At 66.9% G+C, this 17,286-nt stretch carries 14 protein-coding genes; 4 read left to right on the forward strand and 10 right to left on the reverse strand.

From position 1 onward, the window contains the following. Nucleotides 1–217: 217 nt before the first annotated feature. From ACIA75_RS26140 to ACIA75_RS26155, 4 genes are all read left to right on the forward strand, one after another. On the forward strand, nucleotides 218–1,627 hold the full coding sequence (locus ACIA75_RS26140) for a hemolysin family protein (protein ID WP_397108429.1): 1,410 nt from the start codon (nucleotides 218–220) through the stop codon (nucleotides 1,625–1,627). Then, a complete protein-coding gene (locus ACIA75_RS26145) occupies nucleotides 1,620–2,687 on the forward strand; it encodes a hemolysin family protein (protein ID WP_397109102.1) in 1,068 nt (355 codons plus the stop codon). The genes ACIA75_RS26140 and ACIA75_RS26145 overlap by 8 nt, the downstream gene beginning before the upstream one ends. After that, nucleotides 2,684–3,577 carry a 3-methyladenine DNA glycosylase gene (locus ACIA75_RS26150; protein ID WP_397108431.1) on the forward strand — a complete coding sequence of 298 codons (894 nt, stop codon included), beginning with the start codon at nucleotides 2,684–2,686 and terminating at the stop codon, nucleotides 3,575–3,577. The genes ACIA75_RS26145 and ACIA75_RS26150 overlap by 4 nt, the downstream gene beginning before the upstream one ends. A 132-nt stretch (nucleotides 3,578–3,709) precedes the next feature. Then, on the forward strand, nucleotides 3,710–5,287 hold the full coding sequence (locus tag ACIA75_RS26155; RefSeq protein ID WP_397108432.1) for an LVIVD repeat-containing protein: 1,578 nt from the start codon (nucleotides 3,710–3,712) through the stop codon (nucleotides 5,285–5,287). A 48-nt stretch (nucleotides 5,288–5,335) separates the two neighbouring features. Here the strand turns inward: ACIA75_RS26155 and ACIA75_RS26160 are convergent, their stop codons facing one another. The 10 genes from ACIA75_RS26160 to ACIA75_RS26205 form a co-directional block, all read right to left on the reverse strand. Continuing rightward, a complete protein-coding gene (locus ACIA75_RS26160; RefSeq protein WP_397108434.1) occupies nucleotides 5,336–5,902 on the reverse strand; it encodes a hypothetical protein in 567 nt (188 codons plus the stop codon). Nucleotides 5,903–6,213: 311 nt separating this feature from the next. Next, complete coding sequence (locus ACIA75_RS26165; RefSeq protein WP_397108436.1) at nucleotides 6,214–7,023, reverse strand: MHYT domain-containing protein; 810 nt, start codon at nucleotides 7,021–7,023, stop codon at nucleotides 6,214–6,216. 190 nt (nucleotides 7,024–7,213) lie between these two features. After that, a complete protein-coding gene (locus tag ACIA75_RS26170; protein ID WP_397108438.1) occupies nucleotides 7,214–8,920 on the reverse strand; it encodes a hydrogenase maturation protein in 1,707 nt (568 codons plus the stop codon). Nucleotides 8,921–9,089: 169 nt separating this feature from the next. Then, the gene (locus tag ACIA75_RS26175; RefSeq protein WP_397108440.1) at nucleotides 9,090–9,845 is read right to left on the reverse strand and encodes an NAD(P)H-dependent oxidoreductase; all 756 of its coding nucleotides are present in this window, start codon (nucleotides 9,843–9,845) and stop codon (nucleotides 9,090–9,092) included. Nucleotides 9,846–10,005: 160 nt separating this feature from the next. Beyond that, on the reverse strand, nucleotides 10,006–10,359 hold the full coding sequence (locus ACIA75_RS26180) for a YybH family protein (protein ID WP_397108442.1): 354 nt from the start codon (nucleotides 10,357–10,359) through the stop codon (nucleotides 10,006–10,008). A gap of 72 nt (nucleotides 10,360–10,431) precedes the next feature. After that, nucleotides 10,432–10,785 carry a DUF5313 family protein gene (locus ACIA75_RS26185; RefSeq protein WP_397108444.1) on the reverse strand — a complete coding sequence of 118 codons (354 nt, stop codon included), beginning with the start codon at nucleotides 10,783–10,785 and terminating at the stop codon, nucleotides 10,432–10,434. A gap of 22 nt (nucleotides 10,786–10,807) precedes the next feature. Beyond that, entirely contained in the window at nucleotides 10,808–12,454 is a 1,647-nt protein-coding gene (locus ACIA75_RS26190) for a SulP family inorganic anion transporter (RefSeq protein ID WP_397108446.1), read from the reverse strand. Further along, nucleotides 12,451–14,328, reverse strand: a complete 1,878-nt coding sequence (locus ACIA75_RS26195) for a phosphoenolpyruvate carboxykinase (GTP) (protein WP_397109104.1) — start codon at nucleotides 14,326–14,328, stop codon at nucleotides 12,451–12,453. The genes ACIA75_RS26190 and ACIA75_RS26195 overlap by 4 nt, the downstream gene beginning before the upstream one ends. A 99-nt stretch (nucleotides 14,329–14,427) precedes the next feature. Then, nucleotides 14,428–14,760, reverse strand: coding sequence for an ArsR/SmtB family transcription factor (locus ACIA75_RS26200; protein ID WP_397108448.1), 333 nt, complete (start codon nucleotides 14,758–14,760; stop codon nucleotides 14,428–14,430). A gap of 595 nt (nucleotides 14,761–15,355) precedes the next feature. Further along, nucleotides 15,356–17,242 carry a hypothetical protein gene (locus ACIA75_RS26205; protein WP_397108450.1) on the reverse strand — a complete coding sequence of 629 codons (1,887 nt, stop codon included), beginning with the start codon at nucleotides 17,240–17,242 and terminating at the stop codon, nucleotides 15,356–15,358. Nucleotides 17,243–17,286: the final 44 nt, after the last annotated feature.

Raw genomic sequence — 17,286 nt, forward strand, 5'->3', positions numbered from 1 at the left:
CGTGCACAGGCCGGTACCATGAGGATCGTCGGCGACCGCCGGCAGGAAAATCGTCAGGACGAAAGGAACCAGTTGTCACCCGCGTCCGAGGGCGCCACTCAGGAGGGCTCATCTATCGAGCCGGGTGACAGACCCGGCGTCCCCCTCCGCACGTCCTTCCACCGACCTCCGGCTCGAGTCGCTTCGCTGATATCGAAGCCCACCGGGTGGTGGTGATATGTCCGTCTTCCTCACCATCGCGAGCCTCATCGGGTTCGTGGCCCTCACCGCCGGCACCGCCCTGTTCGTGGCCGCCGAATTCTCTCTCACCGCCCTGGAACGCAGCACCGTGGAAGCGCATGCTCGCGGCGGCGACGTCCGGGCACGCGCGGTACGCCAGGCACACCGGACCTTGTCGTTCCAGTTGTCCGGCGCCCAGCTCGGAATCACCATCACCACGCTGATCACCGGTTATATCGCCGAGCCCGTGCTGGCCCGGCTCTTGGCGCCGCTGTTCCAGCTCGTGGGAATCCCCGATTCGGCGGCCACCGGTATCTCGCTCGTCCTGGCCCTGGTCCTGGCCACCTCGCTGTCGATGATCTACGGCGAACTGGTTCCGAAGAACATTGCGATCGCGGCTCCCCTGGCCACCGCGCGCGCCACCGCGGGACCGATGGTGGGGTTCTCGACGGTGTTCAAACCGATGATCCAGTTCCTCAACGGCTCGGCAAACTGGGTTGTGCGCCGGTTCGGGGTCGAACCCGCCGAGGAACTGCGCTCGGCACGGTCCCCGCAGGAACTCGGCTCGCTGGTGCGGACCTCGGCCCAGCACGGCGCCCTCGACCAGCGCACGGCGCAGATCCTCGACCGTTCACTGCAGTTCGGGGAACGCAGCGCCGAAGAGCTCATGACCCCCCGGGTCAAGATCGAAGCGCTGGAGCGTACCGCCACCATCGGCGATCTCCTGGCCGCGGCCGCCCGCACGGGTTTCTCCCGTTTCCCGGTGATCGACGGCGATCTGGACAACACCCTCGGCGTGGTGCATGTCAAACAGGCCTTCGCACATCCCGCGCGCACTCGCGCCGGGGTGGGGCTGGCACAGATCGCGCAGCCCGTCCCCGTCGTTCCCGCCAGCCTCGACGGTGACGAGGTCCTCGAACGGGTGCGAGCGGACGGGATGCAGGTGGCATTGGTCGTCGACGAATACGGCGGCACGGCGGGCCTGGTGACGATGGAGGACATCATCGAGGAGATCCTCGGCGATGTCCGCGACGAGCACGACGAGGAGGAACGCGAGGTTCGCCGCGTCTCCGACGGCTGGGATTGTTCGGGTCTGCTCCGGATCGACGAGGTGTCGCGGGCTACCGGGTACATCGCGCCCGAGGGCGAATACGAAACCCTGGGCGGTCTGGTGCTGACCAGGCTCGGCCGTATCCCGGTGGCCGGCGATACCGTCGTCCTGCCGCAGCGCCGCGGGACCGATCGACGCCATATCGACGGGCCGGGCGGCTGGCTCGCCCGGGTCGAGCGGATGGATGGACGCCGCGTGGACCGGGTCCGGCTGGTACCGGCCGATGCCGCGTCGATCGGCGCGGCATCGATCCAGCGTGGACAGCAGACAGCAGGACGGGAGTACCACCATGGGTGATCTGCTCGCCGTTGCCTTCACCGTCGTACTGCTGGCCGGCAACGCCTTCTTCGTCGCCGCCGAATTCGCGCTGATCTCCGCCCGGCGCGACCGGCTCGAGGCGCTGGCCGCGCAGGGTAAACGCAACGCCGATACCGTGATCCGGGCCGGGCAGAACCTGTCGATGATGCTGGCCGCCGCCCAGCTCGGCATCACCATCTGCTCGATTCTGCTGGGCCGGGTCGGCGAACCCGCGGTCGCGCATCTGCTGGAGTACCCCTTCGAACTGGCCGGTCTGCCGGAGGCGCTGCTGCATCCGGTCTCGTTCGTCGTGGCGCTGACCATCGTGGTGATCCTGCACATCCTGCTGGGCGAGATGATCCCGAAGAACATCGCCCTGGCCGGGCCGGAACGCAGCGCGCTGCTGTTGGTTCCGCTGCACCTGGCCTGGTTGCGGATCGCCCGGCCGCTTATCGCGATCTACAATTTCGCGGCCAACGCGACCCTGCGGATGCTGCGCATCGAACCCAAGGACGAACTCGAAGCCACCGTCTCGAGCGACGAGCTCGCCGAGATGATCGGGGAGTCCAGGTCCGAGGGGCTGCTCGACGAAGAGGAGCACCGGCGCCTCACCCAGGCACTGGGCACGGGCGAGCGGTTCGTGGCCGAGGTCATGGTCCCCCTCCATCAGACGCGCACCGTCCCCCTGCGCGGGGCCGGTGGCACCACCCTCGGCGATATCGAGAACGCTGTCGCCGAAACCGGATTCTCCCGGTATCCGGTGCGGGCCGGCGACGGTTCGCTGGTCGGTTACCTGCACGTCAAGGACGTGCTGGACAAGGTCTCCGACGAGGCGGCGGGACCGAATACCGAGATACCGCGCGGCGATATCCGGCCCCTGCCGACCGTGCTCCTGGGCACCACCCTGTACGAGGCGCTGGCCAGGCTGCGGCGGACCAGCAGCCATCTGGGCCGGGTGGTCGACGCGCGCGGTAATACGGTCGGCATCGTCGCACTCGAGGATCTGGTCGAGCAGTTCGTCGGTACCGTACGCGATGCCACGCACCGGGTGGCCGAATGACGGCAGCGGTGGTACACCGGACGCTCGCCGAATCCGAGTGGCGGGCCCGCGCCGCCACTCATCGCGCGCGTGCCGACAGCCTGGCCGGCGACTACCTGCACCGCCGGGCGGCCGGGGCGAAGCATCCGGTGCTCGATTTCCTGTGGACCTACTACGGTCACCGGCCCGCGCAACTACGGCGCTGGCACCCCGGTTACGGTGTCGCGTTGCGCGCGGCCCACGAATACACGGACCTGCGCGGCTACCACCGGGTCGACGACGCAGACCCCGCCGGGGCCGTCGTTACCGCTGATCCGCGTTTTCTCCGGGCCCGCGGTGACACAGTCGCCTATATCGCCGATCTGCTGCGGGCGACCGCGACGCGACCGCCGCAGCTGTCCTGTTTCGGCTTGCACGAATGGGCCATGGTGTACCGGGCCGGGGAGGTCCGGCACGATGCGGTACCGCTGCGTCTCGGCGCGGCGGGTACCGATGCCGTGGTGGAGTCGATGCCGGTGCGCTGCACCCATTTCGACGCGTTCCGTTTTTTCACACCGCCCGCGGTCGGCCGCAACGAGCACCACCTCACCCGGGCCGGCCAACGGCAGAGCGAGCAGCCGGGCTGCCTGCACGCGAATATGGACCTGTACAAGTGGAGTTTCAAACTCTCGCCGCTGGTGTGCTCGAATCTGCTGCTGGACTGTTTCTCGCTGGCTCGTGACGCGCGCGAACTCGATATGCGGGCCAGCCCGTACGATCTGCGCGAGTACGGCTACGAACCCGTCCCCATCGAAACCCCCGCCGGCCGGGCCGATTACGTCCGCGCCCAGGCCGCCATCGCCGAGCGCGCCGGGGTGCTGCGCTCGCAGCTGCTGGATTGCTGCGAATCGCTGCTGGCCGCACTGTCCTGACCCCCGCGTTTCCCGCGAAACCTCTCCCGTCTCGGACGGGAATCGCTACCATCACTGAACAATTCCGGGATGTGTCCCAAAACACGGACCGGGCGGGTCGGACGAGGTAGCTCGGGGAAGCGTGAGGATGCAATGGGGCGTCCCTTCGGACAGATCTATCGGGCCAGGTCACTGGCATTGTGCGCGGTCGCGGTGGTGGCCGCGATCATGCTGCCGGGCAGTGCCGCGGCGGATCTGCAATCCGACATCCAAAACGAGGTCCGGGAGTTCCTCGACGTCGGCCGGACCGCCGTGCCCCGCGCCGAATGCGGGCCCGGTTCCCTGCCCGAACCGGGCCTGCAGGGCGATGTTCCGGCGGCCGACCGAGACAGTGGACGCAGTACCCAGGGATATCGCTGCAATATGTCGATGGTCGGCCAGTTCGCCGGGCGCGGTGCGGGTATCACGTCCACCAGCTTCGAGCACTGCTCCTATATGGGGACCTTCTTCCCCGGTAACCTGCTGCACCAGAACGGCGGGGTGCAGGTCCTCGATGTCTCCGACCCCGCGCATCCCCGCCCGACCGCGACCCTGAACGAACCGGCGATGGTCGCCGGTACCTGGGAAAGCCTGAAGGTGAACCCCCGGCGCAAACTGCTGGTGGGCACCGGGGTGCCGCTGCTCGTCGGGGCCGGCTACCTCTCGGTCTACGATATTTCCGATTGCGCCCACCCACGGCTGCTGAATCCGGGCCCGGGGACCAACCTCGGTATGCCGCTGCCGATCACCACGCACGAGGGTGGGTTCTCCCCCGACGGAAACACCTACTGGGCCTCCGGGATCACGCCCGGGTTCCTCAGCGCCGTTGACCTCAGCGATCCCGCCGACCCCCGGGTCATCTGGCAGGGGCTCACAGGTCTCACCGCACACGGTTTCGGCGTGAGCCCCGACGGAAACCGCCTCTACCTGTCGGCGCTCAGCGGAGTCACCGTGCTCGATGTCAGCGCGGTGCAGCGCCGTGACCCCAACCCGCAGGTACAGCACATCGGACGCATGTTCTGGTCCGACGGCTGGGCCACCCAGCACAGTATTCCGGTCACCTACGACGGCAAGCCCTACATCTACACCGTCGACGAGGGTGGTTCGGGCGGCGTGAAATTGATCGATGTCTCCGATGACGCCGACCCGCGGGTTGTCGCGAAGGTGAAGCTCGAGATCAACCTTCCGCAGAATCTGGACAGCAATATCGCGTCCTCCATGGGTGGTTCGATCTTCGCCTACGAATCCCACTACTGCGCCGCCGATCGCCCGGCGAATCCGACCGCGCTCGCCTGCGGCTGGATCTCCTCCGGGATCAGGGTGTTCGATATCCGCGACCCCCAGGCCATCCGGGAGATCGCCTACTTCAATCCGCCGGCCCGGACCGGACGCAACCTCGAACTGACCAACTCACCGCATGCCTTGGCCTCCCTGCTCGGTATTCCGGCGATGACCGCGCCGAGTGCGGCACGCGCGGTCCTGGAGGGTCAATTCGACCCGTCCCAGGCACTCTCCGCGCGCACCGGCAAACTCGCCTTCGGCGATGTCTCCACCGACTGGTGTCTGTCGCCACCGGAATGGCGCGGTAACGATCTCCACGTCACCTGTTCCGACAACGGTTTCATGGTTCTGCATGTCGACGAGTCCGTGTATTCGCCGCCTGCCGACCAACAGTCGGTGGTGGGTTCCTGAACCGGATCCGTGCCGTACCGGCCGCTCACCCACACGGCGCCGGACCGCTCACATCCTGACGGTGAAGCGGTACCAGTGCCCGTCGTGGTGCCGATAGGTGGTCTCGGCGGCAGGCCGTTCGGGTGGGGCGCCCTCGGGCAGGTAGGCAAATCCGACCCGATCGAGAAAGCCGCCGGTGGTGTAGAAGTGACAGCCCACGCCGGCCCGGCGCACACTCTCGATGGTGTAGACGCCGATCCGACTGCTCCCGGAGCGCGGCTCGCACGCGACCGCCGCCCGTTCCAGAGCGCCCCGGGAAACCTGCCAGGCGATCCGTTGCGCCGCGCCGGACCACACCAGCGCGACAGCGATCACCACCGCCGCCGGAGCCACGACACTCGGCAGGAAGGTCCGGTACCGGATCAGCCCGATCGCGGCGAAAGCCAGCCACACCACGCCGAGCCCGAGCAGCACACACACCAGCACCAGCAGATAACCGAAATCGCTCTCCGCGCCGACCACCCAGACCAGGCCCGCGCAGCACAGGGCTACCAGTGCCCCCACCCCGGACGTGATCAGCATCCACCATCGCGACACCGGTACACGACGTGCACCGGGTTCACCCCCGTAGCTCATGCCATGACACTAGTCCGGACGCCGTGCCGCCGCTGCTTCGATACATCGAGGCCCGGACGCACACAGTGCGTCCGGGCCTCGATCGGTTCGGTCGGCTACCGACTCACAACGGCGGGAACCCCGCCGATCCGGTGACCACCCAGTTCCAGAAATCCCCCGCCCGCGTCACGATCAGCGCGGCAATATCGAGCACAGTACTACCCATCGAGCCAGTCCTCACATCAGCTTGCAGATACGGCGGCCAAGAATAGGGCCCCCGGCAGTTCGGGACAACCGGGCACCGGCGATATCACGAACTGCGGTATCCGAGGCTAATCGTGCGTGGGCAGCCGTGGCCACTGACGGCCACTATGTGCCAGGGTGGCCGGATCGGTGGAGAGAAGGGTACTGGTTTCTTTCGATTCGGGAGCCGGACCCGCCGCCACCGCGACACTGCGCACTTCGAGTTCGGCCACCCCGACCAGCACGACCAGACCCACGACCACCAGCGCGACCGTGGTGAGCAGCGGGGTGAGCAGTTCGACGGGTGCGACGCCCTCGGGCAGGCCGTGGTGTTCACCGTGGTGGGCGCTCATCGACGCCATTCCGGTGTAGTGCATACCGCAGACCGCGACACCCATGATCATCGCCGCACCGACGGTGTTGCCCCAGCCCTGCACGTGCAACATGAACCACAGGGCCGCGGTCGCCGCGACCACCGCGATCAGGATGGAGAGCAGGACCAGACCGGTGCCGTATTCCATGGTGACCCCGGTACTCATCGCCGCCATGCCCAGGTAGTGCATGGCCGCCACGCCGAGCCCGGTCACCGCGCCGCCGAGCGGCAGCGCGATCGCCTCCCGATGCCCACGCACGACGATCGCCAGCCCGATGAAGACCACGATGATCGCGATGGCCGCGCTGAGCAGGGTCAACGGCATGTCGTAGCGGATGCTCGTGCCGTCGACCGTGAATCCCAGCATCGCCGTGAAATGCATGACCCAGATACCCGCTCCGCCCAGCGCGATGGCGGCCGCGAGCAGCCATCCGAAGGCCGGCTGCGCCGTGCGCGCGCGGACGGCGCAGCGTAGGCCGAGCACCGAACCGATGAAGGACATCACATAGGCAAGGACAGGAGTCACCCAGCCATTGCTGAAGTGCTCGAGATGTAGCACGTCTCTACTCCGCTTGTATTAGTCGATTTCCGAACCACAGCCCTTCGGGCAGTAGTTCGACGCACCCGAAGCCGGCTGCAAAGTAAAAATTTCACCTCAGGCGGGCCCGCGGCCGCCACCTGATGTCACAACTGGGCTACCGGACGCATCACCGTGATCAGCCCAGCAGGTAGGCCGGAGTGGCCGGCGGCTCCACGTTGTAGACGAAGTTTCGCCGCAGCTCGTGGTACGGCTCGCCCTCCGCAAAGAAATTCCGGCGCATATGCGCCAGTTCCTCGGCCCGGTAGTCGGCCAGCGGTTTGGCCGATTCGTCCGCTTCACGCAGCTGTTTCTTCGCCGTCAGCCGGTTCTCCAGTTCCGGAGAATCGGCGAGCAGCGTCGCCTCACGACGCACCCATTCGCGGAATTGCGTCGTACCACCCGCAACGACCCGATCCACCAAACCGATATCCGCGGCCGCTCCGGCACCGACGGGCAGCGTCTCGCGGGTGAGCCGGGCAGCCTCGGTAGCCCCTACCCGCCGCGGCAGCGAATACGTCCAGTACTCCGAGCCGTACAAACCCATCAGCCGGTAGTGCGGATTGAGCACGACCGATTCCCGGCACCACACCTCGTCGGCGGCGAGCGCGAGCATCACCCCGCCCGCTGCCGCGTTTCCGGCCAGGGCCGAGATCACCAGCTTGTCGGTCGTGGTGAGGATCGCTTCGACCAGGTCGTTCATCGCGGTGATATTGCGCCACGACTCCTCGGCCGGGTCGTCGGCCGCCTCGATGACGTTGAGGTGAATCCCATTGGAGAAGAAATCGCGGGCCGGCCCAAGCACCAGCGTCCGCACCGGACGCGCACAGGCCTGCTGGTACGCCGCCAGGAGTCGCCGGCACTGCTCGGTACTCATCGCGCCGCCGGCGAACGCGAATTCCAGGTAGCCCACCGACCCCTGCTCGTAATACCGCAATTCCGACCACGTGTCACGGACCGCCGCCTCGGCAGGGGTGACCGGCACCTCCGGAATATCCCGGGCCAGATCGGCCCCGAGCGCGTCGACAGCCGGACGTTTGAAGGTCGGCGGCCCGCCCGGAGTGCGGCGGCGCCGCAGCTGCGGCAGCCAGACCGCGCCGTCCACAGTGGCCCGGCAGACGGCGCCGTCGCGGGTGGCGATCACCGTACCCGGAACACCACGCAGCCGATCTTCCCGGTGACCGCCGTGAATGAAGTATTCCCGGCCGTAGAACTCGTCGAGCACGCCCGGCTGGGAGTCCGCGGCGCGCAACTTGCGCAGGATCGACGCGGTATCCTCGGTCCGCCAATCGATCATGCGGTACCGCTGGGAATGGTAGGGCCGCAATTCCCCGCGGACATCGGGGCGGCTGTAGTCCAGCGGTTCGGGCTCGAACTCACCGCCGGCGAACCGGTCCACCGCCAGCAGCACCGCCGCCACCGCCGCATCGGAGACCTCGTTGCGGTACACCTCACTCTTCCCGCATGTCGCCACCGGGAACGGCACCGAAGCCCAGATCGGCCCGGCGTCCATCTCGGCCACGGCCTGCAGAACGGTGACGCCCCACTCCCGCGCGCCGCTGCTGATCGCCCAGTCGAGAGAGGACGGTCCGCGGTCACCCTTCGGGCCCGGATGCACGATCAGGACGGTGTACTCGGTCCAGATGTCCTCGGGGATCGCGGTCGTGAGCATCGGCGCCAGGATCAGGTCGGGCCGGAAATGCGCGACCCGGGCCCGCAACAGATCGTCGCCGAGCGCCAGCTCGACCCCCACCTCGAACCCGCGGCCGCGTAATTCGGTGTGCACACGCTGCGTCAGACTGTTGAAAGCGCTGGCGACGAGCAGGACGCGCAAGGTTTCCTCCATCGGGCGAGATCTCTCCGACCCCCAAAGTAATGTTTCGATTCCCGACAAAGCTAATCGCCCCGCGCGCCGGTCGCAGTCCGAGTGACACTGCCGACACTCCAACGCCCGCACGTAACCCTCCGTGTCCCAGCATCTTCGAGCCGCGCAATCCTCGTGGGGACGCGGCTCATCAGGCGATATGCAACTCGAAGCCGGTCGAACCGGGGCTCTCCCGGCCCGGTTCGAGGCGCAGGCCGCGGTCGTAGTCGCCCCCGGCCTGCCGCCGATACCCGATCGGCGCGGTCCGCTCCAGCGACGAAAGCCGTTCCCGTAGTTCGTCCGCGACCTCGGCGAAGCGTTCGTCGTCCACCCGGATGGCACCGTGCACGACGAACGGCGGCAGAACGTCCATCCCCGGGTAGTACAGGATCCCGTGATGGATCGGGAAGAGCAGATCGTCGATGGGCCCGTTGATTCCACGCTCGGAATAGGCGGGCTGTCTCCCACCGACGGCCACCACCAGCATCGCCCGCCGACCGGCCAGTACACCGTCCCCGTATCGCGGGATCGCGGTACCCCCTGCACCGTAGGCGAATCCGCAGGTGAAAACCCGGTCGACCCACCCCTTCAGGATGGCGGGCATGGAGAACCACCACAGCGGAAAATGCAGCAGCACGGTGTCCGCCCACAGCAGTTTCTCCTGCTCGCTCCGGATATCCGCGGTGAGCGTCCCGTTCGCGAACGCCTCCCCCGACGCGAGCATGAAGTTCGTCTCCGCGACGTCGCCGAAATCCGCCGCATCGGCATGCGCCTTCCAGCCCATGGCATACAGATCGCTCACCCGGACCTCGTGGCCTTCGGAGCGCAGCCTTTCCACGGCCACATTTTTCAACGCCCCGGTCAGCGATTCCGGCTCCGGATGCGCGTACACGATCAGCACCTTCATGCACCGGTCAACCACGTCACCGAGGCCGGGCATTCCGGCTACGTGCGGGCCGGATGACGGGTCGAGCCCGCGAGCGGGCGACGAAAAGCCGTGCCACCGGGCGGTAAAAATCTGCACGGGCCCGGCGCACACCGACCGATCCGGTCCGCCACCGCCTGAATCAGATGGGCTGATCGATCATCCACAGCCACGTGCCATCGGCCTGACGCCGAGCGACTTCGACGATGACTCCGCCGTAGCCCAATCGGACCGAGGTCAGTGCCACATCTCCATTCCGGACCGTCGGCAACTGTCTCCCGGGCGTGAACGCCGGCGCGGCGGCGACGAAATGCTCGTGGGTCGTGCGGTTCTCACTGCTGCCGGCAGCAACACCGCCGTCGGGTAGTGCCAAGACCATATCCGGCTCATACAAGGCCACCAGCCCATCGACGTCACCCGCGTTCAGACGCCCCACCACGAGCCGGCTCGAGTCCTCCGGTTGCCACGCCTGCTCACGCACCTGACAACCGTTCATCGTTCACCCTCCTCATGGTCTGGCCCCACGGCCAGACCGGCAGGGACCATGCCAGAAGGCACCGACATCGCTTCAGCGTCCGTGGCGTCGTTCATAGGCATCGCGTTCCGCGGCGTGTTTCCGGCGCTCTCGCGCATCGGCCAGTGCCGGGTCGAGTCCGTGCACGGCGAGGCGGTGGCGGCGGTAGACATACATCAGCGCGATCGTGAAATAGATCAGTGGCAGGTACAGCAGCGCCATCATCGCCGGCCCCATCCACGGCGGTCCCGGAATGAGCAGGAACATGCACAGCGGCGCAATGATCGGCAGGAGGATCCGCAGACGGTAGCGAGGGGCCGCGCCGGGGCCGGTGAGATCGTCGATCACCCACTGGTGCATCGACGGCGGCAGGGTCGCACCGGCGATGTAGCGCACACGCTGGGGCAAGGTCGCGTGGCCGCTTCGCCGCTCATCGAATCCCTCCGACCGGTTCGGGAAGGTCGCCGCGAGCGTGGGCGATCGCGTCGACCGTGTTCTCGAAGATCGCCTCCTCGCTCGCAGCGGGCAATGCCCCGATCGCGGTGAGGCGGCGGAGGTGGTCGGCGCGGAGCCCGGACATGAGCACGGTGATGTTGTGGTGTTCGAGCTTGCGGATGGCGTCTTTGAGCACGAGGGCGCCGGTGGTGTCGAGGGCGGTGATGCGGGACATGCGCAGGATGATGACTTTCACGTCGGAGACGTCGGCCAGTTCGAGCAGGAACCGGTGCGCCGCAGCGAAGAACAGCGGGCCCTCGATCCGGTACGCGACGATGTGGTCGCGCAACAGGTCGTGTTCTTCTATGAGGTGGTCGCCCTCGTCGAGGGGAACCTGGTCCAAGCGGGCTTCGCGGGCCACCGAGCGCAGCGCCAAGAGGACCGCGATCCCGACACCGATAGCGACGGCAGTAACCAGGTCGAACGCGACAGTGGCGGCGAAGGTGACCGCCATGATCGCGGTATCACCACGGGACGCACGGGCGATCGCGGCCAGGGAGGCGGTTTCGACCATCCGCACCGTAGTGGCCAGCAGCACACCAGCGAGGGCGGCCAGCGGTATCTGGGCGACCAGAGGCGCGGCCAGGTAGAGCAAGGCGGCCAGCACGACCGCGTGGGTGAGGGCCGCGAGGCGAGTGCGGGCGCCGGAGCGGACGCTGACGGCGGTGCGGGCGATCGCGCCGGTGGCGGGGACGCCACCGAACAGCGGTGCGGCGATATTGGCCAGGCCCTGGCCGAACAGTTCGCGGTCGGGGTTGTGGCGGGTGCCCACCGACATCGAATCCGCGGCGGTGGCCGATAGCAGTGATTCCAGCGCGGCGAGCGCGGCCACGGCCAGCGCGGGCGCGATCAGCGAGGCGAGCTGGCCGGGGTCGACGAATCCGAGGGAAGGGGCGGGTAGCCCCGCGGGCAGGGCTCCGATGCGGGTGAGGTCGAGCCCGGCGAGTCCGGCGATGGCGGTGGCGACGGCGACCGCTAGGAGCGCGAAGGGCAGTTTGGGCAAGTAGCGTCCGCCGATCAGCACTGCGGCGGCGACCAGCAGTGCGGTTATCGGCGGGGCGGGGTCGGGATGGTCGAGGTAGCGGGAGACGGCGTCGGAGGCCAGCTGCCACATCTTCTCGCCCTCGGCCTCGCCGACGCCGAGGGCAGACGGGAACTGCTGCAACGCGATCACCACGGCGATACCGGCGGTGAATCCTTCGATCACCGGCGCAGGCATATAGCGCACCGCGCGCCCGACCCCGGCCGCAGCGAGCACGACCAGCACCACACCGGCCATCAATCCGACCGCGAGCACGCCCGGTCCGCCGTGTTCGGCCACGATCGGCAGCAGCACCACCGTCATGGCGCCGGTAGGACCCGACACCTGGAACCGCGAGCCACCGAACACCGCAGCCACCACACCGGCGATAATCGCGGTCGCCAGGCCCGCCGCGGCACCGAGACCGGAACTGATCCCGAAACCGAGTGCCAACGGCAACGCCACCAGCGCGACGATGACACCGGCGAGCAGATCTGGCCCCGGCCGGCGCAGCGCCGGCGTCCAGTCCGCACGGGTAGGCAGCAGCGCGCGCAGAGTCACGACGCCCCAGTGGTGGTGTCGGCGGGCCGTGCCGGGGTGTGGGCCAGGCGGTTCTTCAGCGCAGCGAGCTGATCACACAATGGCCCGGGTAGCGTGTCGGCGCCGATGCCGGCGTACCAGTCCTCGATCGAGGCGACCTCGGCGGCCCATTCGTCGTGGTGAACATCGAGCGCGGCCCATGCCGAGCGTTTGTCGGTCTCGGAGAATCCGGACAGATCCAGCGAGCTCGGCACCGGGACATAGCCGACCGCGGTGGTATCCGCTGCCGCGGTGCCCTCGATCCGTTCCAGCGCCCATTTCAGGACGCGCACGTTGTCGCCGAATCCGGGCCACAGGAACCGTCCGTCGGTGTCGCGGCGGAACCAGTTGACCTGGAATATCTTCGGCAGCTTGGCTGGGTCCGCCGCGTTGCCGAGGCGCAGCCAGTGGGCGAAGTAGTCACCGACGTGATATCCCAGAAACGGCAGCATCGCCATCGGGTCCCGCCGCACCACACCGACCTGCCCCGCGGCGGCGGCGGTGGTTTCCGAGGACAGCACCGAGGCAGTGAACACCCCGTTGGTCCAGTCGAAGGATTCGGCGATCAACGGGATCGTGGTGGCGCGGCGGCCGCCGAAGAAGATCGCCGAAAGCGGCACCCCGGCCGGGGCGTCCCATTCCGGCGCCACCGACGGGCACTGCTCGATCGGGGTGCAATACCGCGAGTTCGGATGCGCCGCCGAGCCGGTCGCGGACTCTGGGGTCCAGTCGTTGCCGCGCCAATCGGTCAGATGTGCGGGGCGGGTATCGGTGAGTCCTTCCCACCACACGTCTCCGTCATCGGTGAGGGCGGTGTTGGTGAAGATCGAGTTGCCGTGGGAGATGGTGGCGATTGCGTTCGGATTGGTCTTCGCGCTGGTGCCCGGGGCGACACCGAAGAACCCGGCTTCCGGATTCACCGCATACAGCCGGCCGTCGGGACCGAACCGCAGCCAGGCGATATCGTCACCGACGGTTTCGGCCTTCCATCCCTCCAGAGCGGGTTCGAGCATGGCGAGGTTGGTTTTCCCGCAGGAGGACGGGAACGCCGCCGCCACATAGTGCGTGCGGCCCTGCGGGGAGGTGAGTCTGAGGATCAGCATGTGTTCGGCCAGCCACCCCTCGTCACGGGCCAGAACCGATGCGATCCGCAGGGCGAAGCACTTCTTACCCAGCAGGGCGTTGCCGCCGTAGCCGGAGCCGTAGCTCCAGATGGTGCGGGATTCGGGGAAGTGCGCAATGTATTTCGTGTGGTCACACGGCCATGCCACATCCTGTTGTCCCGGGCTCAGTGGTGCGCCGACCGAGTGCAGGCATTCGACGAACTCTGCGTCGTCGCCGAGCTGGTTCCACACCGGGGCTCCGGAGCGGGTCATGATCTGCATCGAGACCGCCACGTACTCCGAATCGGTAATCTGCACACCGTATTTCGGGTCTTCGGCGTCGAGCGGGCCCATGCAGAACGCGATCACATACATGGTGCGCCCGGCCATCGCGCCGCGATAGTGCTCGGTCATCACCGTGCGCATATCCACCGGATCCACCCAGTTGTTCGTGGGCCCCGCGTCCCGCTTGCCTCGTGAGCAGATGAAGGTGCGGTCCTCCACCCGCGCCACATCCTCGGGATCGGAGACGCACCAGAACGAGTTCGGCTTCCCCGACAACTCGACAAAGGTGCCCTTGTCCACCAAGCGGGCGGTCAACCGGTCCCACTCCTGGCGCGACCCGTCGCACCACACCACATCCTCGGGCGCGGTCAGATCGGCGACCTCGGCCACCCACGCCAGGATCCGCGCATGACCGGTGGGCGCGGCCATCGACTTCACCGCGGGCATGTGCTCGGTCTCCACCAACATCTCCTCCATCAACAACTAGATAACTATGTAGGAAAACATGCAAACAATGGGCATCGCGGCCGGCCACACGAGAAGGGAAGCCGCCAGCGATCCGGGCCGTCAGACGGGCTGTTCTTCCAAAGCCTCCGCCTGCCCCGCCACAACCCCGGTCAAGATGGCGCGGGCCGCAGTCAGCAGCTGCGCGACCTGCGGTGAGGTGAGCTCATAGATCACCGACAAACCTTCACGCCGACTGGTGATCAACCCGGCTCGCCGCAGTACTGCCAGCTGCTGAGACAAATTCGCCGGCTCGATATCGATATCGTTGAGCATCTCCGATACCGCGTGCTCGCGCCGGCTGAGCAACTCCAACACGCGGATCCGCACCGGATGCCCCAGCGTCTTGAAGAACTCCGCCTTCATTTGATACAAGGGCCTGCTCGAACCCGGCATCGTTTCCGCCTTCCGTCGATGACCCCACCGCGCATAACCACGTTACTTGCACACATTAACAAACAGGAAACCCAGCGGTGGCCGGTGCGCCCTGATCGAGGCGCATCTCACGTCCTGGACAACATCGCGTGCCCTGGCCCCGGGGCACACCTGAGCCGCTGCCTCACGCAGCATGTCGGCGCCGAACGTGATGCCGATCTCACCGGGGGCACGCACGACCCCTTGAACCTGGCGCTCGCTCGCCCATAAGAGCTGCAACCTGGCCAAACGCGACAAGACTGGTTGGCGAAGGGACGGATACCCACATGTCGATGAAACGTGCCGACCGGATCCGGCACACATTCCACATCCCGGTTGGCCGGATCAACCAGTCGCTGACCAGGATTCGCTTTCAGAGCAGGCCACGAGTTGTCGACGCAGGCCGGCCACCGCCAGTCCGCCCTGGACGACCGGTGTGCCGTACAGGGCGATACCGGTCGTGGTCATCGCGGTCCACGGGGCGAAATGCACCGTGGAACTCCGGCTTCACCTCGGTCATCGAACCGATCGAGCAGGCGGCCGGTGTAGTGGTTGAAAGCTCAGGCTGTTGAACGGGTTACTGTCCGGTGCCGGGAGAGGTGTAGGTTCGACCGTCGAGAACCGTGATCAACTCGCCGGTTATGGTGGCGCGCTCACCGGATTTGCTGGGCGGTGTCACCACGAATCCGTGCCGCCCGGTGGACCTGGATCCGCTGTGCGTTCCGCTGAGTGTCACATCGGAATGCCAGGTGTAGGGCGCCGAGGTAGCCGACTCCGTACCGTTGATGACGGTGTCTCCGTCGATGGAGTAGTCGTCGTAGTCGACATCGATTCGTGAAATCGCGGTGCCTTCGGCATTCTCGGTGACCACCACCGTGGCTTTGCCGGATTCGTCGCCGTCGAGCGTGTAGGTGCCCGCAGGTAGGTGCGGGCGGGTGGGGAGCGGCTGCCCGGGTTCCACCCGGGTTGCCCAGGGGATGTCCATGTCGAACGGTTCGACCGGCGGGGGTTCGTGTGGTTGCCGATCGGTCAGTTCGGCGATCATGAGCCGGGTTGCGCGGCCCCCAGGTTCCACGGATACCGGACAGCTGGGTGCTGTCGGTTGATCGGGGCCGCAGGCCGGCGGCACTGCCATGGCCTGCCAATAGACGATGGCAGTTCCGTCCGGAGACCAGGCCGGATCAGCGCGACCGTTCCACAGCGGGTCGCACGCGCTTCCGCTCCCCGGTGTCGGGTCGTCGCACGCGTTGAGTTGTCGAGTGTTGCCCGGGTCATCGATTCGTGCGATGTACGGCTGAAAGAAGCGGCGGTGGCCGTTGTTGTAGAAGAACTGGACTGCTCCGGTGTTCACCAGATCGACGATCGGCGGTACACCCGGTAGTGCGCCGGCAAAGCTCATGCGATCACTGACCCGGCCATCCATGTACACGATCCAGTCGTCGTCGGGAGAGGTCTTCGACGGGTCGGTGTACGCGGGATCCAAGGAAACTCTATGGGAATCAGCGGTTTTCAAGTCGGTGACGAACAGGTCGAAGTTCCACGAGTCATAGGTTCCGATACCCAACGCCGACTTCCCGTCGTGGGTGAAACCGCGGAACTCTCCGATCATCGCGGTGGGCTCGTTCCTGCGTAGCCGGGTGGGTTCCCCGGGGACCGGCTCGATCATTCCCTGGGACTCGGACGCGTTCGGGAGGAGATAGGTGACCTCGGTCAGTTCGTAGCGTGCGGCCGCTCGGTTGAAGGTAAGCCCGCTCATTACCGCGAACTGGTCGACGAACACCCCGTTGACCAGGCTCGGTTCGCTGAAACCCAGATGCCTGTCGTCCGGATGCAGCCGGAGTTCCCGCATGACCGACCCCGGCCGGTGCGCCGCGATGGGGTAGACCGTGGCCTTGTCCGGCGTACACGTGTCCACCAAGCGATGCGCCCCGCAGTCGAACACGTTGGTACCGATGAGCATTCGCGTACCGTCACGGAACGCCTGTGGGTGGTCGACGAGGATCTCACCGGCGCTCGAGGATCCCGGCTGCTGCCGGTTGGCGCGGACGGTATCGGTGACGCCGCACGTGAGGCATCGCCACGCTTCACCGTTGGCGAACGTGGTCCCATCGGTTTTGATCACGATGACCTGGTCCCCGCTGAAGATATGGCGAGGGTCCGGCGCGGCGGGTGCTCCGGAATAGCGAATCGGCAGCAAGACATGCTCGGCATCCCAGGTATAGCTGGGCCCTTCCGCGATACCGCGGTCTCCGCCATCGATGCAGCCGGTGGGATGCGCACACGAACCGGGTCGGTCCGACGGGGCAGTGGGTGGCAGCGGTAATTCGCGGACCGAGACCGGTTCACCAACCGAAGCCTGTCCATTCGATGTGGGATCGGTTGTACCGCTGGAGCAGCCGACCAACATGGCTACCGTCAGCAGCAACGCACCGATACCGGCGCCGGCTGTACGCGTCGATCGCATACCGGTGTCCTCCGAAGTCAATAATACATCTCTATAGATACATC

Source organism: Nocardia sp. NPDC051750 (assembly GCF_044453135.1).
Classification (GTDB): domain Bacteria; phylum Actinomycetota; class Actinomycetes; order Mycobacteriales; family Mycobacteriaceae; genus Nocardia.